Raw genomic sequence first — 22,315 nt, 5'->3', positions numbered from 1 at the left:
GTTCTCATGGATATTAAAGAAGCTCGTAAACAAATAGATAGCATTGATGCTGTATTAGTCGCTGAATTTGAAAAAAGACTATCTTTAATCAAAGAAATTGGTAAATATAAAGATGAACATCATTTACCCTTAGTAGATGAAGCGCGTGATGAAAGTATTGTTGCATTGCATACTGCAAATTGTAAAGATAAAACGTTATCACCGTATGTTGAAAATTATATAAAGACTGTTGTTTCTATGAGCAATGAGTTTTTAAAAGAGCATATGCATAAGCATATTTTTCTCATCGGTATGCCAGGAGCTGGTAAGACTACAGTTGGTAAAATGTTAGCCAAGGAATTGGGCCGAGACTTTTACGACTTAGATCAAACAATTCAAGATAAAGTAGGGAAATCTGTACAAAATATTTATATTTATGATGGTAAAGATGCTTTCAGCGAGTATGAATACAGTACAATTAAAGAATTAATTCATAATAAGCCATCTGTTATTGCTACCGGTGGTGGTACCGTTACCTATGACAAAACAGTAAAGTTAATGCGTAATAATGGTCTTGTTGTATTTGTTAATCGCGATGTAAATCATATCCTAGATGATTTGGATCTTGAAATTCGCCCACTTGTTAAAGAAAGTATCGAGTATATCTTTAATGTATATGAAGAACGATACCCTTTATACGAAGAAGTGGCACATATTAAAATCGGTAATGAAGGCAGCATTACCGATGCGGTACAAGAAATTATTGAAGCCTTACCTAATACGGAGAAATAATGGACGCCATACGAGGATTTGTATACCGAACTATATATGAGAATACACAACGTACATATTGCGTGTTTGTCCTTAAAGATTATAATGAGGAATACATTACTTGTACTGGTAAATTTGAGTCTCCTAAAGAAGGGGAGGATATCGAAGTCCGCGGCCGTTATGTAGAACATGAAAAATATGGTCGACAATTTGATGCTACTAGTGTAGAGAAGTTAAAACCTGACAATATGGGTGCTGCAAAGACCTACTTATTGAACTTAGGGATTAAAGGTTTTGGTGAAAAGTCCGTAGAAAAGGTACTTGATTATTTTGGTATTCGTATATTAGAAATTTTACGAGAGGAACGTCCTGAAGAAATTAAGGATGTTCCTGGTCTTCGAAAAAGTGTTAAGGATGAACTATTTAATACGTTACTTGGTGAAGGTATTTTATCCGATTTAAATCACTTTTTTGAAAGTCACCATATTTCGTCTAAATGGAGTCGCACTGTATATACCTATTACGGTGTTCAGTCTGTGGCTGTTATTGAAGATAATCCTTATACTTTGTTACGTGTAGCACCAGATATGCTCTTTGGTACGGCTGATACACTGGCGGAACATTTAGGTATTACTGGCAGTGACTCTCGCCGTTTAGAGGCTGGTTTAGAATGGATTTTACGCAGTTTAGATAATCAAGGTCATACTTGTTTGCCTGTAGATCAACTTATTGGCCGTTTAGATGATCTGTTACAAACTGATGTAGATGATATTGCTAACTTTATTGAAGGTCTTTTGGAGCAAGGTGCTTTATATAGTACTTATTATGAAGATATCTTATATATTTACCCTCCAGAAATGTATGTGTCTGAAGTAGAAAGCGTTCATTATACAAAAGATTTCTTATTAGAGGCTGATCCAATTTCTCTAGATGTTCCTAGTTTTATAGAAAAGTTTGAAGCTGATAATCATATTACATTTGGGGATGCTCAAAAAGAAGCTATACAGCTATCCTTCTTTGAAAAGTTTTCCCTTATAACTGGTGGCCCTGGTACTGGTAAAACGACGATTATTAAGGCCTTAGTAAAAGGCTTCCAACTTGGTGGACTAGGGCGTATTATTCTTTGTGCTCCTACGGGACGTGCTGCTAAACGACTTACAGAGGCAACAGAATTTGAGGCTACTACAATTCATAGATTGCTAGTACCTGTTCAAGGCAGTGACTCCTACGACTTTACTAAGAATGAAGATGATCCATTAGATATAGATGTTATTATCATTGATGAAGCATCAATGCTCAATGTACGGTTATTCTATTCATTAATGGCGGCCATTCCAAAGGAAGCCCATGTCATTATCGTTGGTGACGTTGATCAACTACCACCTATTGGTGCAGGTTTTGTATTAAAAGACTTACTTGATAGTGATTGTGTTCCTTATACACGACTCAACCAGATTTATCGTCAAAGTTCTGGTAATACTATTGTTGAAAGCGCCTATGCTATTAACCGGGGTGAAATGCCGAATCTGGACAGTGTAAGTGAAGAGTTTTCCTTTATACCTGTTAAGTCTTATGACATGATGATGAAAGCCATCATCGATGTGTATAAACGAGAACAAGAGCATGTAGAGGATGAACTAGACATTCAAATTATTTCTCCTATGCGCCGTGGTGAAGCAGGTAGTACATTGATTTCTCAATATGTACAACAAGCTGTTAATCCACCGGATAGCTTAAAGGGTGAAGCACGTGTCAACGGCATTACCTATAGGGTAGGAGATAAGGTTATTCAAATCCTTAACGACTATGAATTAGAAGTGTTTAATGGTGAAATTGGTGTAATTTACGCCATTACACGGACCGATATTTGTATCCGTTTTATCCATAAAGAGGTTCGTTTACCTATTGATGAAGCGCATATGATTATGCCTGCTTATGCTATTACAGTTCATAAGAGCCAAGGTAGTGAATATGGTGTAGTTATCATTCCATTTGTTCCACGTTATGGTGGTATGTTACAACGTAATTTATTGTATACAGCTGTTACGCGTGCAAAACGGAAGGTTATAATTGTGGGTACTACAAGTGCCGTAGAACGTGCTGTACGTACCGTAAATGCTGATGAACGATATACATTGTTTAAAGAACGACTACAAGGGAGATGTGATTCGTAATGAGTCTTTGGGATTTCCTATTTCCACCTGTATGTCCTCACTGTGGCGCCTCTGTAGCAACACAAGGAGATTGGTGTGAAACTTGTTTTAAAGATCTATTACATATTCGTCATGTGCCACATAAATTTTTACATTATGTAGATGATGTATGTGTGCTGGCGGATTATCGTGGTGGTCTAAAGTCTATGATTTACGATGTAAAATTTAATGAAAAAAAGGAGCAGTCCAAGGGGGCTGCTCCTTTTTTAGCATCGTACAACTTTTACATGAAATATGATGAGTTTAATATTGTAAATAGCAATTGTAAAACTGTATATGATTATATAGTTCCCGTACCTTCAAGTGAGACTAAGAAGAAAAAGAGAAGCTATAATCAGGTTGATTTATTTTTTAAGAAGTGGGCATACTCGTTAGAGAAAATAGATAAGGGATATTTTGTATGGCTAGATTGTATATATAAGTTTGAAACTTCTAGTGATATGTGGTCCTTAACACATAAAGAACGACATCAAAATATAGAGAATGCTTTTGTGATCAAAGCAGAGTATAAAGACATCGATTTTTCCACAAAGCGTATTTTAATTGTAGATGACATTTATACTACAGGAGCAACAATCGAAGCCGTAGCAAAGGTTCTTAGGTCATATAATCCTAGTAGGCTCGATGCTTTAACACTAGCTAGCGGTAGCTTTTAATTATTACAAAAAAGCGTTCACCGAATGGTGAACGCTTAATCATTATATTAGCCTAGCACATCGATAAATGCTTTTACTACATCTGGATCAAAGAGAGAGCCGGATGCACTAAAGAGTTCTTCTTTAGCTTTAGCTTTTGTTTTTGCCCAAAATTCTGTAGAAGGATTAACTGTTGTATCGTAATAATCTGCAACAGCAATGATTCTAGCTCCTAATGGGATATTAGCACCACGCAAATGTTTAGGGTAACCAGAGCCATCCCATTTTTCATGATGGTAACGAATATAAGGCAAGATTTGTTGGCAGCAAGGGTAGTTTTCGATCATATTCGCACCACTTGCAGCATGTTGCTTATACTTGGACATTTCTTGTTTATTAAGATATGGAGATTTTTGGATTAATGCATTAGGTACCATTAATAGTCCTACGTCATGTAGTAATGCTGCATGGCGAATTTGTTCAATTTCATTTAACGGTAAACCCATTTTAGCAGCAATACTAACTGCATAGTTTGAAACTTGGATAGAATGAGTGTACAGATGATAGCTTTTCATTTGTATCATCTGCAAGAGCTGAGCGCTAATGGCTTCTAAACTGTCCTTCTCCAGTTCGTACAACCCAGATGGTTGCATTAATGATAACATAAACATAATAAACCCCTTTAACTAACATGTAGAACATATGGTACAACCCCTCGTACTTATGTTCATATCGTACAACTTTAGGCCGTTCTTATTTAATAGTATACAAATTATACACCATAAATAATATTTTGTGTATGATACGTATGTTCTATTATACATGTTGTATTCATATTTGGCATACTAAAAATAATTGACATTTTAGGAATGTACTAAATATAGTACCTAGAAAAACTAATTTTATAAATATTAAAATAATATGAAGAATATTTTAGGTTTTCTATGACAATTTTCTATACATACCAAAAAAGGGGTTGCAAAATTTATTCTCATTTCAATGAGAACTGAACGATGCTATGTTCGGAAATATAATTTAATAGGTACGTCTTATTAATTTTAAGAATGTATATATAATTATAAATCTAGACATGTATACTGTTATTCTTTATAATACGTCTATACGGGTCTGTGGTTGAAAGTCGATGCCAGTCGCAGGCAAAACGATCCACATAAGCAACCCAAGGGGTTGTGAGCATGGTGCGGCTTAGGTGTAAGTCCTGCCGGTAAAACCGAGAGGGGTAGTAGTGGGGAGTCTCGGACTTATGAGCGAACCCTCCAGCAGGCGAGTGTGGGGGCAAAGACCAGGTCAGCCGTATGCGGGCACATGAGGCTTTTCTCATGTGCTTTTTTCTTTTTATACATCTGTATATTTAAAAATGGTAAAAATACCGATTCTTATGGGAAAGTTTTTATACATTGTTGTTATAAATATACAATCAGTGTATAAAAATAAAATATAAATATAGTGATTAATTGATATTCAGGATGATTCTATACAAAATTGTTGACATAATTATACTAAGTGGTATACTAGTGGAATAAAAATAGTTAGTTTAGTAAATGAGGATGATTCGATGTTAAATAGCAAGTTAAAAAAATTAATCATTGGTGGTTGTATGTTAGTAATGGCCGGTACTGTAATTGGCGGTTGTGGATCTTTTACACAAACAACTTCTAATAAACTCATTGTTGGTACTAATGCCACATTTGTACCATTTGAATTTAAAGATGAAAAAACTCAAGACTACACAGGCTTTGATATTGATTTAATTCGTGCCATTGGTAAACGTATCAATAAAGATGTAGAGCTTAAGAATGTTGCTTTTGATGCTTTGATTCCAGCTTTAAATACACATGATATTGATGTAGCTGCATCTGGTATGACGATTACCAAAGCTAGAAGTGAAAAGGTATTATTCTCTTCCCCTTATTATGAAAATGCCCTTGCTGTAGTATATAAAGATGGCGCAAATATCGCATCTCTTGACGATCTTAAAGGCAAGAAAATTGCTGCTCAACTAGGAACTACTGGTGCAGATTTAGCCCATAAAATCGAAGCTACTACTGTAAAAGAGTTTGACCATAGTAATGAAGCTTTGTTAGAATTACAAAATGGTGGTGCTGATGCAACTGTTATTGATTTGCCAGTGGCTCAATATTACAGTACTAAACATCCAGATCAACATATTAAATTTATGGCATATCCAAATACAAAAGAATATTTGGGCTTAGCAATTAATAAAGATAATAAAGATTTACAAGAACAAATCAATAAAGCAATTGCAGATATGAAGGCTGATGGTGAATTTAATACATTATATAAAAAATGGTTTAATGTAGATGCACCTGCTGATATGCCAGTAGTGGTAGAATTTAAATAATAGGAGAGATCATGAGTTTTAATTGGGGGTTAATTGCGGATAATTTACCGCTCTTATTACAAGGTGCACTTGTAACCGTAGAAATTACAGCTATGTCTGTTGGCTGTGGTTTCTTTATCGGTTTATTAGTAGCCTTAGCAAATTTATCTAAATTTACTGTAGTTAGATTATTAGCAAAATGTTATGTAGATATCATTCGTGGTACACCGTTATTGGTACAAATCTTTTTGATTTATTTTGCTTTGCCAATGATTACAGGACAACGTATTGATCCATTTATTGCAGCTGTTACCGCATGTAGTATTAACTCTGGTGCATATGTGTCTGAGATCTTCCGTGCTGGTATCCAGTCTATCGATAAAGGTCAAATGGAAGCAGGTCGATCTCTTGGTTTAACTTGGGGTCAAACTATGCGTTATATCATCATGCCTCAAGCTTTCAAAGCAATTATCCCACCATTGGGTAATGAATTTATTGCTATGTTGAAAGACTCCTCATTGGTTTCTGTAATTGGTTTCGAAGAATTGACACGTCGTGGTCAATTAATCATTGCTAAAACGTATGCATCCTTTGAAATCTGGGGTACAGTTGCTGTTATTTACCTTATTATGACAGTAACAATTTCACAATTAGTTGGTTACCTTGAAAGGAAATATAGCATTAAATGATTAAATTAGAAAATGTACATAAATCCTTTGGTAAAAATGAAGTATTAAAGGGCATTGATTTACATATAGAAAAAGGTCAAGTTGTCGTTATAATTGGTCCATCTGGTTCTGGTAAAAGTACAGTATTGCGTACTATGAACTACTTAGAAGAGCCTACATCTGGTAAGGTAATTGTAGATGGTATGGATCTTTCTGATAAGTCTAAACTCAATGAAGTTCGTGCTGAAGTAGGGATGGTATTCCAAAACTTTAATCTTTTCCCACATATGACTGTAATGGAAAATTTAACATTAGCTCAAACTAAGGTTCGTAAAACTTCTAGTGATGAAGCTAAGAAAATCGGACAAGCTTTACTTGATCGCGTTGGGTTAGGAGATAAAGCTAATGCATATCCTGATTCCTTATCTGGTGGTCAAAAGCAACGTGTTGCTATTGCCCGTGCCCTAGCGATGAAACCAAAAGTTATGCTATTTGATGAACCTACATCTGCACTCGATCCAGAAATGGTTCGTGAGGTTCTAGATGTAATGAAGTCTCTCGCAGAAGAAGGGATGACGATGGTTATTGTTACTCATGAAATGGGCTTTGCTAAAGAAGTAGCTGACCGCGTATTATTCGTTGATGGTGGATTAATCTTAGAAGATGATACTCCTGAAAAGGTATTTGATGCTCCAACAAATGAGCGAACAAAATTGTTCTTGTCGAAAATTTTATAATAATATTTTCTAACATAAAAGGAAGTAAGTTCTGAAATTCAGAGTTTGCTTCCTTTTTTTTGTATTTTTAAAGATAACCAAATTTGTAGATATTAAATTTCTTAATATATGAATCGATTTATATCTATTAATATATTTGATGACTTATTTTATCCGTATCTGTTCAACCCTTGTAAATAAGCGCTTTTAGGCTTTTCTTAATCTATAAAATTCGATTATCGCTATAAATATTTGTGATATATAAATATTTTATACATATATATTTTGGAGTAATAATTTTTAATTCATATATTTTTATGATTATAAAATTATGTAATAATTTAATGTGCTGTTCGGAAATATTTATAATATAGATAAATAAAGGTTTTAAAGTAGTTTTTAGGGGATGAATTATCAATAAGATATATTTGTATATTCATTAAAAGTGTTAATATTATTGTTTGATATTTTATACATGCTGTGTTATGATACAAGTGTAGTGCAAGACAGTAAGACAATATATATATTTTTAGGAGGATGTTACCATGTTAGGTAAAGTAAAATGGTTTAGCGCAGAAAAAGGTTATGGTTTTATTGAACGTGAAGACGGTAGCGATGTATTCGTACATTACTCTGCGATCCAAGACGAAGGCTTCAAATCTTTGACAGAAGGTCAAAATGTAGAGTTTGATATCGTTGATGGTAACCGTGGCCCTCAAGCTGCTAACGTTGTAAAAGCGTAATAACATACCAAAAAATACATAAAAGCAACATATAAAGAAACTCCGATATCGCATGATATTGGAGTTTTTCGATTGTTACTGGAAATAATATTTATAATTCTGCAAAAAATATAAAAATTCTTTTGAAAAAAAGAGGAGTTTTATACCTTGATGTAGAAATACTAAATATAACACGAGAGATAAGTAAAAAATTACTACACACTCGTATCTCGTGGATGATTTTTAGAAAGGGTGTTGACTTATGAAAGTAGCAATCAGAGGTAAAAACATTGAAGTGACAGATGCTCTAAGAGCATACATCGAAAAAAGATTGAGCAAATTAACTCGTTACTTCGATGATGAGTTAGATGCACAAGCGGTTTTATCCGTTGTTAAAGATAAATCTACTGTTGAACTTACATGCTTCGTTGATAAGATCGTTCTTCGCGGTGTAGAAACAAACGATGATATGTATGCAGCTATTGATTTAGTAATAGACAAGATCGTACGTCAAATCCATAAACATAAAACTCGTTTAGCAAAACGCTTCAAAAAACAAGAAGCTTTCCATCCTGAAGCTTTAGCAGCTCCTGTAGAAGAGGAAACTATCGAAGTTGTAAAACGGAAACACTTTGCAGTACGTCCTATGGATGTAGAAGAAGCTATCTTACAAATGAATCTTATTGGCCATGACTTCTTTATGTTCTTCAATGCTGAAACAGAAGCAATGAACGTAGTATATCGTAGACACGATGGATTCTATGGTTTGATTGAGCCAGAATTACAATAACCTATAATATCGGCTGACAATAATCCTAACTCCTTTCTACTTTTTAAATCAGCCGATTATTATATCAAGGTGGATGACCATTTTGAGTCATCCACCTTTTTTATAAAATGCTATAAATAATCGTGAAATGCCTTGAATTCTTTGACTATTCAAGGCATTTTCGTTATAATAAATTAGATAAAATAATGTAAGATGTCCTATAGAGGAGTGATTTGTTTGTTAAGCTTTTTACAAAGGCTATTAGGCAATAATAACGCAAAAGAAATTAAAAAAATGCGTGCTATTGCTGATCATATTAATGAAATTGAACCGAATTATGTTAAATTAAGTGATGCTAACTTAGTAGCAAAAACCGATGAGTTTAAACGTCGTTTGCAAAAAGGGGAAACGTTAGACGACATTTTGCCAGAAGCATTTGCTGTAGTTCGCGAAGCATCTAAACGTGTGTTAGGCATGCGTCATTTTGATGTGCAGTTGATCGGTGGTATTTGCCTTCATAGAGGTAATATCGCAGAAATGCGTACTGGCGAAGGTAAAACATTAGTTGCTACATTGCCAGTATATCTAAATGCATTGACAGGTAACGGCGTACATGTTGTTACAGTAAATGATTATTTGGCTACTCGCGATAGTGAACAAATGGGTCGTTTATATAACTTCTTAGGCCTTTCTACAGGTCTTATTGTGGCTAATCTCGATTATAACCAACGTAAAGAAGCATATGCATGTGATATTACATATGGTACAAATAATGAGTTTGGTTTTGACTATTTGCGCGATAACATGGTATCTGATGTATCTCAAATGGTACAACGTCCATTGAATTACGCAATTGTCGATGAAGTTGACTCTATTCTTATCGATGAAGCGAGAACTCCATTAATTATTTCTGGTCCTGGTCAACGTTCCACAGATAATTACTACAAGTTAGCTAAAATTGTTCCTCATCTTGTAAAAGATGAAGATTATACAATTGATGAAAAACAAAAGACTATTGCACCTACTGATTCTGGTATCGCAAAAGTCGAAAAAATGCTTGGTGTTGAAAACTTGTATGATGCAGAAAACATCGAGTTAAACCATCTACTTGGTGCATCTTTACGTGCTTATGCTATGATGCATCGCGATACTGATTACGTAGTTAAAGATGGTGAAGTTGTTATCGTCGATGAATTTACAGGTCGTTTGATGTTTGGTCGTCGTTATTCTGATGGCTTACATCAAGCTATCGAAGCTAAAGAAGGCTTGAAGGTTGAACGTGAAAGTCAAACATTGGCTTCTATTACATTCCAAAACTATTTCCGTATGTATAAAAAGCTTGCTGGTATGACTGGTACAGCTAAGACTGAGGAAAAAGAATTCATCGATATTTACGGTTTGGAAGTATTGCCTATTCCTCCAAATAAACCATTAGCCCGTGTAGATTTGCCAGATCAAATCTTTAAAACTAAGGCTGCTAAATATCGTGCCGTAGTACGTAATGCTGTAGAACGACATCAAACTGGTCAACCTATTTTGATTGGTACTACATCTATTACACAATCTGAAGAGCTTTCAGATATGTTATTACGTGCAGGCGTACCACATAAAGTATTGAATGCTAAACATCATGAAAAAGAAGCTGAAATTGTTGCCAATGCTGGTCAAATGGGCATGGTAACAATTGCTACAAACATGGCAGGTCGTGGTACTGATATTACATTAGGTGAAGGTGTACCTGAATTAGGTGGCTTGGCCATCTTAGGTACTGAACGTCATGAAAGTCGCCGTATCGATAATCAGTTGCGTGGTCGTGCTGGTCGTCAAGGTGACCCAGGTTCCTCTCAATTCTTCTTATCTTTAGAAGATGATTTGATGCGTATCTTTGGTGCTGACAATATTACAGGCATTATGGATAAACTTGGCATGGAAGAGGATGAACCTATTGAGCATTCTTTGATTACTAAATCTATTGAACGTGCTCAAAAGAAAGTAGAAGATCATAACTATAATATTCGTAAATATGTACTCGAGTATGATGATGTTATGAATCAACAACGTGAAGTATTATACGAACAACGTCGTCGTATTTTACGTAATGAGTCCTTACGTGACACAATCAATGAAATGATTGATAAACTTGTTACTGAATCTGTAGATGCTTATGCAGATGAGAAATTATATCCAGAAGAATGGGATTACGAAGGTCTCTACAAGCACTTGAGTCAATATTTCTTAACCGAAGATATTATGACTCCTCAAGATATGGAAGAATATAGTCGTCAAGAATTATTAGAACGCTTGATTGAAATTGCTCATGCTGAGTATCAAGATCGCGTTGATATGCTTGGTGATGCTATGTTTGGCCAGCTTGAAAAGGCTATTATGTTGCGCGTTGTTGATAACAAATGGATGGAACATTTGGATAATATGGATATGTTGCGTGAAGGTATCGGTCTTCGTGCATATGGCCAAAAAAATCCATTGGTGGAATATAAATTTGAAGCCTTTGATATGTTCCAAAACATGATTGCTGCTATCCAAGATGAAACAATCATGGCGTTGTACAAAATTCGTGCACAATTGATTCAAGAAATTGAAGAACCAGTTGACCACTTAGAAGGTGCACAACCCCATCATGAAGATGTGTTGGAGCCACAAAACATAGATTAAGATTTGTGAATGGCACGTTGCTCAATGGGATTTCCTTCTGGGCAACGGCCATTTTTCTATTTTATTAAGGTGATAGTTTATCGATGTAATAAGCTAATAAGTTAAAGGTGGTGAACATAAATTGTTAGAAGATTTAAAACCTATTATTTCTAATCTAGAAGAACGTATTTATGGAATGAGGGATTCACTTTAACATTGCTCAGAAAGAGGATCGAATCTTTACACTAGATGTACAAATGAGCGACCCTACATTTTGGGATGACCCAGACAAGGCTCGTGAGATTTCTCAAGAAGCCACACAATTGAAAAATGCTGTAGAAAGCTATAAACAACTTGTTAGTGATATTGAAGATGCTAATGTAATGCTTGAGATGGCAATAGAGGAAGATGATCGTTCTTTGGAAGGTGAAATCAAGGATTATGTTCAACAAATAGAAGAAACTGTAGAAAAACAAGAAGTTCTTTTATTGCTTAGTGGTGAATATGATGCTAATAATGCGATTTTAACATTCCATGCTGGTGCAGGTGGCACAGAGGCTCAAGATTGGTGCTCCATGCTGATTCGCATGTATTTACGTTGGGCTGAAAAAGCAGGATTCTCTATTGAATTGATGGATGAACAACCCGGTGATGAGGCAGGTACAAAATCTGCTACATTTTTAATTAAAGGTGAAAATGCTTTTGGTTATTTGAAATCTGAAAAAGGTGTACATCGTCTAGTGCGTATTTCACCATTTGATGCTGCTGCACGTCGTCATACATCCTTTGCTGCTGTTGATGTAATGCCAGAAATCGATGATACAGTAGAAATCAATATTGATATGAAAGATGTACAGGTAGATACATACCGAGCTAGTGGTGCTGGTGGTCAGCATATCAATAAAACAGATTCTGCTGTACGTATGACGCATAGGCCAACAGGTATCGTAGTTCAGTGTCAAACTCAACGTTCTCAAATGCAAAATAGGGAACAAGCATTACGATTATTGCGCGCCAAATTATTTGAATTAGAATTAGAAAAACAAGCAGAACTTAAAGAGCAAATTGGTGGTACCTATCAAGCGATTGAATGGGGTAGTCAAATTCGGTCGTATGTATTCCACCCATATAATCTCGTTAAGGATCATCGCACAGGGGTTGAAACAGGGAATGTACAATCCGTTATGGATGGTAATTTAGATCAATTTATGGAAGGTTTCTTGAAAAAAGAAGCGAATTTAACAATTTAGGAGTTCTTATGAAAAAGTTTTTACTATTCCTATTAGTGCTGATTATTGCTTTAGCAGCAGCAACTCAATTTTTATTACCTTCTTATATTAGTTCCCGTATTGAAAAACAGTTAAATGATTCACTAAAACCATCTTCTCAAACAGTAAATGTTGAGTCTCAACCAGGATTTAAATTACTCTATGGTGAAGCTGATCATGTATATGGTTCTTTAGATGATGTAAAACTTGGTAAATTAAACTTTGCAAACTTCAATTATGATGCAACACAAATTCTTGTAAATCCAATTTCATTATTGGCTAGCCAAGAAATTGATGTAGTAAGTGTAGGTAGTTCTAGTATCGAAGGTACTGTGACTAATGAAGATTTGGCTAAATTCTTAAGCACTCAAGCTGGTAGTGAAATTCAAGATGTAAAAGTAAACATCAATAAAGATAACATCAGCTTAACTGGTAACATGAATGTTGGCATGGTATTTAAAGGTTCTGTTAGATTAGATGGCAACTTAGAATTAAAGGATAATACTTTACTATTCGCACCTAAAAAGTTCACCATTAATGGTGCTACTATCCCAGGTTTGACATCTAATGTATTAGAGGCTACAGAAGTTTATAACTTTAATAACTTCCCAATTCCTGTGAAAGCTGAAAGCTTAACTGTTGATAATGGTGAAATTCACATCAAAGTTAAACCTGTACTTAACTAGAAAGGATTTATCGTGAATCATCGGAATACACAAAAAAGTAAGTACTCTTGGATTCTAATACTCTGTATTATAGTGGGACTTGTATCCTCTTTATATTTGGTATTTGAACGCCATCAGATTGAAAAATCTCAAAATCATATTGAAAATATCGTAGATTATGATGCTGTTCTAAGAGCTAATGCCTTTGAAAAGCGCAGTCAACAAGAGGCTTTTGATGCACTTCGTAATGCAGGTGTAACAGCATTCGCCATTTATGATCGTACCTTAGAAAAAGCTAAGGATGCTGGTCAAGTTAAGGTGTTAAGCTCCGAAGAGATGGATGCAGTCCGTGTTAATGGGGCATCCGTTAAACATGGTGCAACCTATGTAGCATTAATTTCTGGTAAAGAAGGTTACTATAAAGAAATTCGTGAAGACTTATATCATCGTATTGGTAAAGATAAAGTTAAAGAGCTTAATACTAGTATTGGTCCGGTCCTTGAATTATATGGTGCTACCGCTGATAGCTATCTAAAAATGAATCTTGGTATTTCCAAGCTACAAGCTCAAGAAGTTGCTAATCGTGGATTTAATGTTATAGTTCGTCCTACAAACTACAGAAATGTAACATCAGATGACCTCCAATATGTGTTTAAGCGTCTTGAAGGAATTCCACATGTAACAGGCATGATCTTTGCTGGTAAAGAGGCCCTAGGAGCTCCTAATTTAACGGATGAAACATTAGAACTATTACATAAGAATCATATTCCTCTAGTTGGTATTGAAGCCGTTAACCAACTTCAATATGAGCCACAACAAGGTTTCTTGGAAATGGCTGCTAAAGATAATTATAGTGTGGGCCGTGTATATACAATTGCTAAGGATGAATTAAAGAAAATCACTCCAGAAGAAGCAGCTCAACGATTCTATATTAGTGATATTGAACGTAATATTCGTTTTAACTTATTCCCTATGTATGAAACAGGTGTAAACAATGAAACAGTATTACAAACAACTATTAACTATATTGGGATGACCACTGAAAAATTATCTACTAAAGGTTATGAATTCGGTCCTGCTGATATTTATCCTCCTTATACGCCAAATCCTTTATTAGTAGTCATCACAATGATTGGTGCTATTGCGCTATTCGTTTATGTTGCTCAAATGTTAGTTCCAATGCGTAAACATACACAATTGGTAGCATTCTTTGGCATTTCCCTTGTATCTGTAGTATTATTCATCATTACAAGTGGTACATTGATTACTCAAATCTGGGCTTTATCTAGTGCTATTATGGCTCCTGTAGGTGCCATGATTCGCTTGATGGAGGAATGGCGTCGTTATGATGGAGCTCGTCCATTAGGTGCTATTAAATCTACCGTATTAGCAGTGCTTTATCTCGTAATTGCTGCATTATTTGCGGCTATTGGCGGTATGTATATTGCATCTTTATTAGGAAATACGAAATTCTTTATGGAATTTGCTATCTTTAGAGGTGTTAAGTTAACATTTGTACTTCCAATTGTATTGGTGATCATCGCGTACTTACAACGTTTCCCTTTGTGGAAAGGTCGTATGATTAACTCTAAAGAAGAAGCAAAGAAATTTGTAGTTGAATTCTTAACAATGGATGTTAAATTTTACGTATTCTTTGTAATGGCTGCTCTTGGTGGCGTGGCATGGGTATTTGTTGGCCGCAGTGGTCATACAGCAGGTGTTCCTGTACCAGGATTTGAACTTATGCTTCGTCGTTTCCTTGAAAATACATTGTATGCAAGACCTAGAGAAAAAGAGTTCATTATTGGTCACCCAGCATTAATGTTGGCTACGTTTGCATTCTTACGTAAATGGCCTACAGTAATCCATTTCTTATTAACTATTGCAGGTGTTATCGGCATAGCTTCAATGGTTGAAACATTCTGTCATATTAGAACTCCTGTATTCATGTCTATTATGCGTGGATATGATGGTTTATTAATTGGTGCTCTCTTAGGTTTGCTTCTTATCATTGCTGTACGTTTCATGATGTACGTAACACAATGGTTCCAAGCGCGGGAGGTTGACCATGAGTAATATTGTTATCTCTGGTTATTATGGTTTTGGTAATGCTGGCGATGAAGCAATGCTTTGTGCCATTATCGATGCCATTCGCAAAGAGGAAGCAGATGCGCATATTACGGTTATTTCTGGTAATCCTACAGAGACAAGCAAAAAACATAACATTCATGCGGTTGGAACATTTTCTGCATTCGGTATTCTAAAGGCTATTGCCAATTCTGATTTAGTGATCAGTGGTGGAGGCAGTCTTTTACAAGATGCTACAAGTATTCGTAATACATATTACTATTTAAGTATTATGGCTTTAGCTAAAATGATGGGAAAAAAGGTAATGCTTTACTCTCAAGGTATTGGGCCTTTAAATCGTCCCTCTACACGAAGTGCTGTTAGCTTTATATTGCGATTTGTGGATACCATTACAGTTCGTGATTCTATTTCAAAATCTGAATTAGAGTCCTTAGGAATTGAAGATGTAGAGGTTACAGCTGATGCTGTTTTGGCTATGCAACCGGCAAATTTGTCTATTGGTAAACGTATTTTAGAAGGCTATACATCTAAACTACCTAAATCTATAGAGAATCCAAAACGAATTGGTGTTGCTGTTCGTAGTTGGAAAGATGATACAGAATATCGTGAATCATTAGCCAATGTGTTGAGCCGATTACAAGAGCAAGATGAGGTAGAAATTATTTTTATTCCTATGTCTCATCCAGAGGATACAAAAGAAGCTAAAATTATCGCTAATTATATGCCAAAGGGGGCTATTGTTCTTGAAGGCCCATTCTCTACAGAGGAACAAGTATCCTTATCGGGGAATGTGGACCTAATGATTGGTATACGTCTTCATGCTCTAGTATTTAGCTCTTTAATGGGGAAACCTGTTATCGGTATTTCCTACGATCCTAAAATTACAAGCTTCTTACATATGATTGGTCAGGAACCAATAGGAACAATGACACATCTTAGAGAAGAGGCGCTATATCAGCGATGTCATAATCTCTTACATTCAAAAGAAGAGTATCAAGCATCTTATGATCGTATTGAAGCATTGCGTTTAAACTCTCAACGCAATGCAGAAATCGCTATTTCATTACTTAAAGATTATTAATATATTGGATCCAATCCAGAAAGTGAGGTCTCTATGGCTACATTAACACAAGATGTTAAACAACTAGTTCAAGAGAAGGCAAAAGCTATTCGCGTTAGTATTGTTCAGTCTGTAACGGCAGCAAAATCTGGACATCCAGGAGGATCTTTATCTATCGCTGATGTGATGGCCTTGTTGTACTATGTAGAAATGAATGTAGATCCAGCAAATCCAAAAGCTCCAAATAGAGATCGTTTTGTCCTTTCTAAAGGTCATGCAGCTCCTGCTTTATATGCTACATTGGCTGAAAAAGGTTATTTCCCTAAAGAAGAACTTTTGAATTTACGTAAAATTGACCATATGTTACAAGGCCATCCTGATATGAAACATACTCCTGGCGTAGATATGTCTACAGGTTCCTTAGGCCAAGGCATTTCTGCCGCATGTGGTATGGCATTGGCAGGCAAAATTGACAATGCTGATTATCGCGTTTACTCCATTTTAGGCGATGGCGAGCTTGAAGAAGGTCAAGTATGGGAAGCAGCAATGTTTGCTGGTCATTATAAACTCAATAATTTGACTGCTTTTGTTGATTTTAATGGCCTTCAAATCGATGGTGATATTACTAAAGTACTTTCTCCATTGCCAATTCCTGAGAAATTTAAAGCATTCAACTGGAATGTTATTGAAGTCAATGGTCATGATCTTGATGAACTTCATAATGCTATTGAATCTGCTAAAGCTTTCACAGAAGGTCCAACTTGTATCGTAATGCATACTGTAAAAGGTAAAGGTGTAGCTGAAATGGAAGGCCAAGCAGGTTGGCATGGTAAAGCACCTAGTGCAGAGCAAGGTGAAACCTTTGTTAATGAAATTATGGGGGTACAATAATGGGTAAAGCAACACGTGAAGCATATGGTAATGCGTTAGCTCGCATTGGTAAAGAAAATACAAATATTATCGTATTAGATGCAGATTTATCTAAATCTACTAAAACTGATACATTTAAAAATGTCTGCCCTGATCGATTCTTTAATGTAGGTATTGCAGAACAAAACTTGATTTCTGTTGGTGCCGGACTTGCAGCAGCAGGTAAAATTCCATTTGTTTCTTCCTTTGCTATGTTTGCAACAGGTCGTGCATTTGAACAAATTCGGAATGCTGTATGTTATCCAAAATTGAATGTAAAAGTATGTGCTACACATGCTGGTATTACCGTAGGTGAAGATGGTGCTACACATCAAAGCTTGGAAGATATCTCTTGTATGCGTACTTTACCTAATATGACTGTAGTAGTACCTGCTGATGAACGTGAAACAGAAGCAGTAGTTGAATGGGCTGCATCTTATGAAGGTCCTGTATATGTTCGTTTAGGCCGTGCTGGAGTAGATGATGTTACAGCTGAAGGTTATACATTCGTACCTGGCAAATCTACTACATTGGTAAATGGTTCTGATGTAACTATCATTGCTTGTGGTGCCTTGGTTGGCCCTGCTGTTGAGGCGGCTAAAACATTAGCTGAATCTAATGTGTCTGCCCGCGTTATCAATATGGCTTCTATTAAGCCTATTGATGCAGAGGCAATTGTAAAAGCAGCTACTGAAACAGGTGCTATTGTAACAGCAGAAGAACATAATATCATTGGTGGTCTTGGTTCTGCTGTGTCTGAAGTTGTTGTGGCTAATAAGCCTGTTCCTATGGAATTCGTTGGTGTACAAGATACATTTGGGGAGAGTGGTACGCCAAAAGAATTGATGGCTAAATATGGTTTGACAGCAAAAGACATAGTAGAAGCAGTAAAACGTGTAATCACTCGTAAATAATCAAAGGGGACCCCATGATTGAATTTAAGAATGTTAGTAAAGTCTATGATAATGGTTCTGTTGCATTAGACGATGTGTGTTTAACTATAAATGAGGGCGAATTTGTCCTCATTTGTGGTCACAGCGGTGCAGGGAAATCAACTCTATTTAAATTGTTAACTCATGAAGTAGTACCCGATTCTGGTACTGTCATTGTTGATGATTTTGATGTTACGCGTATGAAGCGTAGTAAAATTCCAAAATTACGTAGAAAACTTGGTGTTGTATTCCAAGATTTCCGTTTATTACCAAACAAAACGGTATCAGAAAATATTGCCTTTGCTCTTGAAGTAATTGAAGAAAAACCAAAGGTAATTAAGGAAAAGGTAAGTCATGTACTAGAACTTGTTGGCTTAAGTGATAAAGCAAATGATTTACCAGAGGATCTGTCTGGTGGTGAACAACAACGTGTTGCTATTGCTCGCGCTATTGTAAATCGTCCATCTGTACTTATTGCTGATGAACCGACTGGTAACTTAGATCCTGATACAAGTAAAGGTATTGTAGATTTGTTTAAGCATATCAATAATTTTGGCACAACTGTTATTATGGTTACCCATAATATGGATCTTGTTTCGTATTTAAATAAACGTGTTATTCGTCTTAAAGATGGTCGCGTTCAAAGTGATAATATGAGAGGTGCAGAAATTAATGAAGCCTAGAACATTGAAATACTTTTTTAAAGAAGCCCTCAAATCTATGAAGCGTAACGGTCTTATGACGTTAGCATCTATTTCTACAGTGGCTTTATCTCTATTTATGCTTGGTGTATTCCTTTGCGGTGTTATCAATCTAAATAACATGGCATCTAGTTTAGAAAACCAAGTGCAATTGAGTATTTATTTAAAAGATGGGTTAACAACTGACCAAATTATGGCGGTAGGTAAGCAAATTAAAGCTATACCAAATCTTAAGCATTTAGAGTTTGTTAATAAAGAACAAGCTATGAAAGAATTTAAAGCACGCCTTGGTGATCAACAACAATTGGTAAATGCATTAGGCGATGTAAATCCATTGCCAAATTCTTATGTATTAACCTTTGATAACCCTAGTGATGTTAAGGCTACAGCTAAATTGGCCACTACATTCCAAGGTGTTGAAAGTACACATTATGGTCAAGATATTGTGGAAGAACTCTTCCGTATTACTCAAGTTATTAGAATTGGTGGTATTGTACTAATCGGATTCTTAGCAGCCGCTACATTATTCATTATTTCTAATACAATTCGCTTGACTGTATTCGCTCGACGTAAAGAAATTGCCATCATGAAATATGTTGGTGCAACCAATGGTTTTATTCGTTGGCCATTCTTGATCGAAGGTATGTTATTGGGCTTAGTGGGGGCTGTAATTGCCGTACTTTGTGTAGGTGAGTTTTACCACTTCATTACTATGGAAGTTTCTGAGTCCTTAGCATTCTTCCCATTAGTACCAATGTTCCCATTCTTCTATGATGTGGCTATCTATATTTTAGGTGGTGGCGTAGTAGTAGGTGCTATTGGTAGTACGATTTCTTTAAAACAATACATGAAGGTGTAATGTTTATGAAATACAACACAATCAAATCTCGCCTTGTAGCAACAATTTTAACAGGTATGGTGGTACTGGGAACACCACTATATATCGTTGCAGAAGATGAGGATTTAACGAATCAATTAGATTCAATTCAACAACAAGTTAATCAACAAAATTCTATTAAAGCGGATGCAGAAACTGTCATTGTAAGTGTATCTGAACAGTTGCGACAAATTGAAGAGCAATTACGTCAGGCCCAACAACAGTTAGAATCTATTCAACAGCAACGTGTTGCCGTTGAAAATGATATTACTGTTAATGAAAAGTTACTCGCAGAAGCACAAAAACGCTTAGAAGGACGAGAATCCGTATTTTATAAGCGTGTACGAGATATTTATATCAATGGACGTCTAAGTTATTTAGATGTTGTCATTGGATCTAAAGACTTTAGCGATTTTGCAAATCGATTAGAGATCTTAAAACGTATCATTGATTCTGACATCAAGTTAATCGATGAAATTAAAAAAGAACGTGCTGAAATTGCGGCACGTAAACAGGCTCTTGAGCAATCTCGAGCTAAGTTAGTAGAGCTTGAAAAAGCTGCTGTAGCAAAACAAGCTGAAATTGAACAAAAGAAAAAAGAACGAGAAGTAGTTCTTCAGAAGGCACAAAATGATCGTGCTACGGCGATGCAAGCTGTGGAAGAACTTAATGCTTCTTCTGCTCAAATTACAGCTCTCTTAAAAGCGCGTCAAGCGGAACGTGCGGCAGCCCGTGCAGCGGCAGAAGCAGCGGCGGCAGCAGCGGCTCAACAGTCTGCACCAAGCTACTCTTGGGTACAAGGGTCTGGTCAACTTGGTTGGCCTGTAAGTGGTGAAATTACGTCACCATATGGTTATCGGACGCATCCAATTTGGGGCACAACGATTTACCATTCTGGTATTGATATTGGTGTTGATGAAGGTACGCCAGTTCATGCTGCCGATGGAGGTACTGTTGTTTGGTCTGGTTGGATGGGTGGCTATGGTTACGCCGTAGTTATCGACCATGGTAATGGTATGTCCACCCTTTATGGCCATAATTCTGAGCTTGCTGTCTCTGAAGGACAAGATGTATCTAAAGGTCAAGTTATTGCCTATGCTGGTAGCACTGGTAATAGTACTGGGCCACACGTACATTTTGAAGTTCGTATAAGTGGGGATCCTGTTGATCCTATGGGATATTTATAATATGAAATTTGATACACGTACGGTGTTATGGAGTCTATTGAAATATATAGGCTCCGGCATAGTTATTATGTGGCTCACGTTTTGGTACTTATCTGGTTCATTCTGGGGATTACCAAGACTATTTGTAGCCTACTATGCTGCGAGTCAAGTCTTTATGACACCGATGTCTAAAGCGACCCTTTATGATGGTATGCTTAAAGGCTTAATTGGCTCTTTGGGAGAGCCCCATAGTATTTATTTAGATGCTGACGAATTTAAATCCATGAAAATGCAAACATCTGGCACTTATGCAGGTGTAGGCATGGTTCTTGGTTATGATGATAAAGGTTTATATGCAGTTAGTATTATGGAAGATCAACCAGCTTTCAAAGCGGGCATAAAACCTGGTGATCATATTATTGCTATCGATGGTCAATCTACAAGTGATATTACTGTAGAAGATGCATCCTCTCGAATTCGCGGCGAGGCTGGTACTATTGTCGACCTTGATATAGAGCGTAATGGTGAAAAATTACACTTTGATATTACCCGTGAATCTATTGTGTTACCTACTGTTAAAAGCAAAATGCTCACAAGTACAGTTGGATATATTCGGATTAGTCAATTTGCAGAAAATACAGCTGATGATTTCGAAACACAATTTAAAGAATTACAATCTCAAGGTATGAAGGAACTAATTTTAGACCTTCGAGATAATCCTGGTGGGTTATTATCTACTACAGAAAAGATTTCTAACTATATTATGCCTCCAGGAACATTAGTAACCGTACAAAATAGAGCTGGGAAAAAAGAGGTTTATAAGTCTAATGGTCCAGAAGTAGCTATGCCATTAGTCGTTCTTGTTAACAAAGGGTCTGCTAGTGCATCTGAAATTATAGCTGGTGCTATTCAAGACCGTAAACTAGGTACTATTTTAGGTACTAATACATATGGTAAGGGTACAGTTCAAACAATTTACCCTAGCCTTGATAATGAAGGTGTTAAGGTAACTATTGCTAAATACCATACACCAAATGACCGTGTTATTGACGGCATTGGTATTAAACCTGATGTAGAACTGGATTTACCAAAAGGTGTAAATCCATCTAGTACATTAGATGATATTCAAATTAAAAAAGCATTAGAGTTATTACAGCAATAA

At 36.0% G+C, this 22,315-nt stretch carries 20 protein-coding genes; 19 read left to right on the top strand and 1 reads right to left on the bottom strand.

The genetic code is table 11. The annotated features are described in order from the left end of the window. Positions 1 to 6 precede the first annotated feature (6 nt). Genes LKD20_RS07355 through LKD20_RS07345 form a run of 3 tightly spaced genes read left to right on the top strand, consistent with a single transcriptional unit; the run spans position 7 to position 3,619 of the window. Positions 7 to 771 (top strand): shikimate kinase, encoded by a 765-nt coding sequence (locus tag LKD20_RS07355; RefSeq protein WP_105085516.1) that lies wholly within the window; start codon positions 7 to 9, stop codon positions 769 to 771. Further along, positions 771 to 2,924 (top strand): SF1B family DNA helicase RecD2, encoded by a 2,154-nt coding sequence (recD2, locus tag LKD20_RS07350; RefSeq protein ID WP_227721322.1) that lies wholly within the window; start codon positions 771 to 773, stop codon positions 2,922 to 2,924. The genes LKD20_RS07355 and recD2 overlap by 1 nt, the downstream gene beginning before the upstream one ends. Continuing rightward, complete coding sequence (locus LKD20_RS07345; RefSeq protein WP_227721321.1) at positions 2,924 to 3,619, top strand: ComF family protein; 696 nt, start codon at positions 2,924 to 2,926, stop codon at positions 3,617 to 3,619. Before recD2 ends, LKD20_RS07345 begins: the two co-directional genes overlap by 1 nt. A 47-nt stretch (positions 3,620 to 3,666) precedes the next feature. Here the strand turns inward: LKD20_RS07345 and LKD20_RS07340 are convergent, their stop codons facing one another. Further along, positions 3,667 to 4,269, bottom strand: a complete 603-nt coding sequence (locus LKD20_RS07340) for an HD-GYP domain-containing protein (RefSeq protein WP_004693025.1) — start codon at positions 4,267 to 4,269, stop codon at positions 3,667 to 3,669. A 905-nt stretch (positions 4,270 to 5,174) separates the two neighbouring features. On the opposite strand from LKD20_RS07340, the gene LKD20_RS07335 reads away from it, so the two are divergent. The 16 genes from LKD20_RS07335 to LKD20_RS07260 all read left to right on the top strand — a co-directional run bounded on the left by LKD20_RS07335 (position 5,175) and on the right by LKD20_RS07260 (position 22,315). Then, entirely contained in the window at positions 5,175 to 5,981 is an 807-nt protein-coding gene (locus tag LKD20_RS07335) for a basic amino acid ABC transporter substrate-binding protein (protein WP_227721320.1), read from the top strand. 11 nt (positions 5,982 to 5,992) lie between these two features. Further along, positions 5,993 to 6,649 carry an amino acid ABC transporter permease gene (locus tag LKD20_RS07330; RefSeq protein ID WP_105089103.1) on the top strand — a complete coding sequence of 219 codons (657 nt, stop codon included), beginning with the start codon at positions 5,993 to 5,995 and terminating at the stop codon, positions 6,647 to 6,649. After that, positions 6,646 to 7,365, top strand: a complete 720-nt coding sequence (locus LKD20_RS07325) for an amino acid ABC transporter ATP-binding protein (RefSeq protein ID WP_005386848.1) — start codon at positions 6,646 to 6,648, stop codon at positions 7,363 to 7,365. The genes LKD20_RS07330 and LKD20_RS07325 overlap by 4 nt, the downstream gene beginning before the upstream one ends. 524 nt (positions 7,366 to 7,889) lie before the next feature. After that, a complete protein-coding gene (locus LKD20_RS07320; RefSeq protein WP_005386847.1) occupies positions 7,890 to 8,087 on the top strand; it encodes a cold shock domain-containing protein in 198 nt (65 codons plus the stop codon). Positions 8,088 to 8,328: 241 nt separating this feature from the next. Further along, on the top strand, positions 8,329 to 8,856 hold the full coding sequence (gene hpf / locus LKD20_RS07315) for a ribosome hibernation-promoting factor, HPF/YfiA family (RefSeq protein ID WP_005386845.1): 528 nt from the start codon (positions 8,329 to 8,331) through the stop codon (positions 8,854 to 8,856). A gap of 216 nt (positions 8,857 to 9,072) precedes the next feature. After that, positions 9,073 to 11,508, top strand: a complete 2,436-nt coding sequence (secA, locus tag LKD20_RS07310; protein WP_227721319.1) for a preprotein translocase subunit SecA — start codon at positions 9,073 to 9,075, stop codon at positions 11,506 to 11,508. A 121-nt stretch (positions 11,509 to 11,629) separates the two neighbouring features. Then, positions 11,630 to 12,737, top strand: a protein-coding gene (prfB, locus tag LKD20_RS07305) for a peptide chain release factor 2 (protein WP_227721318.1) whose coding sequence is annotated in 2 segments (ribosomal slippage) — positions 11,630 to 11,686 and positions 11,688 to 12,737 — 1,107 coding nt in all. Because the reading frame shifts where the segments join, the coding sequence is not laid out codon by codon here. An 8-nt stretch (positions 12,738 to 12,745) separates the two neighbouring features. Then, positions 12,746 to 13,441, top strand: a complete 696-nt coding sequence (locus LKD20_RS07300) for an LmeA family phospholipid-binding protein (RefSeq protein ID WP_119206738.1) — start codon at positions 12,746 to 12,748, stop codon at positions 13,439 to 13,441. 12 nt (positions 13,442 to 13,453) lie between these two features. Then, a complete protein-coding gene (locus tag LKD20_RS07295; RefSeq protein ID WP_039969226.1) occupies positions 13,454 to 15,496 on the top strand; it encodes a DUF5693 family protein in 2,043 nt (680 codons plus the stop codon). Continuing rightward, positions 15,489 to 16,589, top strand: a complete 1,101-nt coding sequence (csaB, locus tag LKD20_RS07290; protein ID WP_227721317.1) for a polysaccharide pyruvyl transferase CsaB — start codon at positions 15,489 to 15,491, stop codon at positions 16,587 to 16,589. Before LKD20_RS07295 ends, csaB begins: the two co-directional genes overlap by 8 nt. A 33-nt stretch (positions 16,590 to 16,622) precedes the next feature. Further along, the gene (locus LKD20_RS07285; protein WP_119206736.1) at positions 16,623 to 17,459 is read left to right on the top strand and encodes a transketolase; all 837 of its coding nucleotides are present in this window, start codon (positions 16,623 to 16,625) and stop codon (positions 17,457 to 17,459) included. After that, complete coding sequence (locus LKD20_RS07280) at positions 17,459 to 18,391, top strand: transketolase family protein (RefSeq protein ID WP_119206735.1); 933 nt, start codon at positions 17,459 to 17,461, stop codon at positions 18,389 to 18,391. Before LKD20_RS07285 ends, LKD20_RS07280 begins: the two co-directional genes overlap by 1 nt. 14 nt (positions 18,392 to 18,405) lie before the next feature. Further along, complete coding sequence (gene ftsE, locus LKD20_RS07275) at positions 18,406 to 19,092, top strand: cell division ATP-binding protein FtsE (protein ID WP_119206734.1); 687 nt, start codon at positions 18,406 to 18,408, stop codon at positions 19,090 to 19,092. Then, positions 19,082 to 19,969 carry a permease-like cell division protein FtsX gene (gene ftsX / locus LKD20_RS07270; RefSeq protein WP_227721316.1) on the top strand — a complete coding sequence of 296 codons (888 nt, stop codon included), beginning with the start codon at positions 19,082 to 19,084 and terminating at the stop codon, positions 19,967 to 19,969. Before ftsE ends, ftsX begins: the two co-directional genes overlap by 11 nt. Then, on the top strand, positions 19,969 to 21,174 hold the full coding sequence (locus LKD20_RS07265; protein WP_374047433.1) for a murein hydrolase activator EnvC family protein: 1,206 nt from the start codon (positions 19,969 to 19,971) through the stop codon (positions 21,172 to 21,174). Before ftsX ends, LKD20_RS07265 begins: the two co-directional genes overlap by 1 nt. Position 21,175: 1 nt before the next feature. After that, positions 21,176 to 22,315, top strand: coding sequence for a S41 family peptidase (locus LKD20_RS07260; RefSeq protein ID WP_227721314.1), 1,140 nt, complete (start codon positions 21,176 to 21,178; stop codon positions 22,313 to 22,315).

Source organism: Veillonella fallax, assembly GCF_020687175.1.
Lineage (GTDB): Bacteria > Bacillota > Negativicutes > Veillonellales > Veillonellaceae > Veillonella > Veillonella fallax.
This window is presented reverse-complemented; position numbering and strand designations above follow the sequence as displayed.

Coding starts and splice junctions, on each gene's coding strand:
- LKD20_RS07355 (WP_105085516.1), top strand. CDS start 7: ATGGATATTAAAGAAGCTCGTAAACAAATAGATAGCATTGATGCTGTA.
- recD2 (WP_227721322.1), top strand. CDS start 771: ATGGACGCCATACGAGGATTTGTATACCGAACTATATATGAGAATACA.
- LKD20_RS07345 (WP_227721321.1), top strand. CDS start 2,924: ATGAGTCTTTGGGATTTCCTATTTCCACCTGTATGTCCTCACTGTGGC.
- LKD20_RS07340 (WP_004693025.1), bottom strand. CDS start 4,269: ATGTTTATGTTATCATTAATGCAACCATCTGGGTTGTACGAACTGGAG.
- LKD20_RS07335 (WP_227721320.1), top strand. CDS start 5,175: ATGTTAAATAGCAAGTTAAAAAAATTAATCATTGGTGGTTGTATGTTA.
- LKD20_RS07330 (WP_105089103.1), top strand. CDS start 5,993: ATGAGTTTTAATTGGGGGTTAATTGCGGATAATTTACCGCTCTTATTA.
- LKD20_RS07325 (WP_005386848.1), top strand. CDS start 6,646: ATGATTAAATTAGAAAATGTACATAAATCCTTTGGTAAAAATGAAGTA.
- LKD20_RS07320 (WP_005386847.1), top strand. CDS start 7,890: ATGTTAGGTAAAGTAAAATGGTTTAGCGCAGAAAAAGGTTATGGTTTT.
- hpf (WP_005386845.1), top strand. CDS start 8,329: ATGAAAGTAGCAATCAGAGGTAAAAACATTGAAGTGACAGATGCTCTA.
- LKD20_RS07300 (WP_119206738.1), top strand. CDS start 12,746: ATGAAAAAGTTTTTACTATTCCTATTAGTGCTGATTATTGCTTTAGCA.
- csaB (WP_227721317.1), top strand. CDS start 15,489: ATGAGTAATATTGTTATCTCTGGTTATTATGGTTTTGGTAATGCTGGC.
- LKD20_RS07285 (WP_119206736.1), top strand. CDS start 16,623: ATGGCTACATTAACACAAGATGTTAAACAACTAGTTCAAGAGAAGGCA.
- LKD20_RS07280 (WP_119206735.1), top strand. CDS start 17,459: ATGGGTAAAGCAACACGTGAAGCATATGGTAATGCGTTAGCTCGCATT.
- ftsE (WP_119206734.1), top strand. CDS start 18,406: ATGATTGAATTTAAGAATGTTAGTAAAGTCTATGATAATGGTTCTGTT.
- ftsX (WP_227721316.1), top strand. CDS start 19,082: ATGAAGCCTAGAACATTGAAATACTTTTTTAAAGAAGCCCTCAAATCT.
- LKD20_RS07265 (WP_374047433.1), top strand. CDS start 19,969: ATGTTTATGAAATACAACACAATCAAATCTCGCCTTGTAGCAACAATT.
- LKD20_RS07260 (WP_227721314.1), top strand. CDS start 21,176: ATGAAATTTGATACACGTACGGTGTTATGGAGTCTATTGAAATATATA.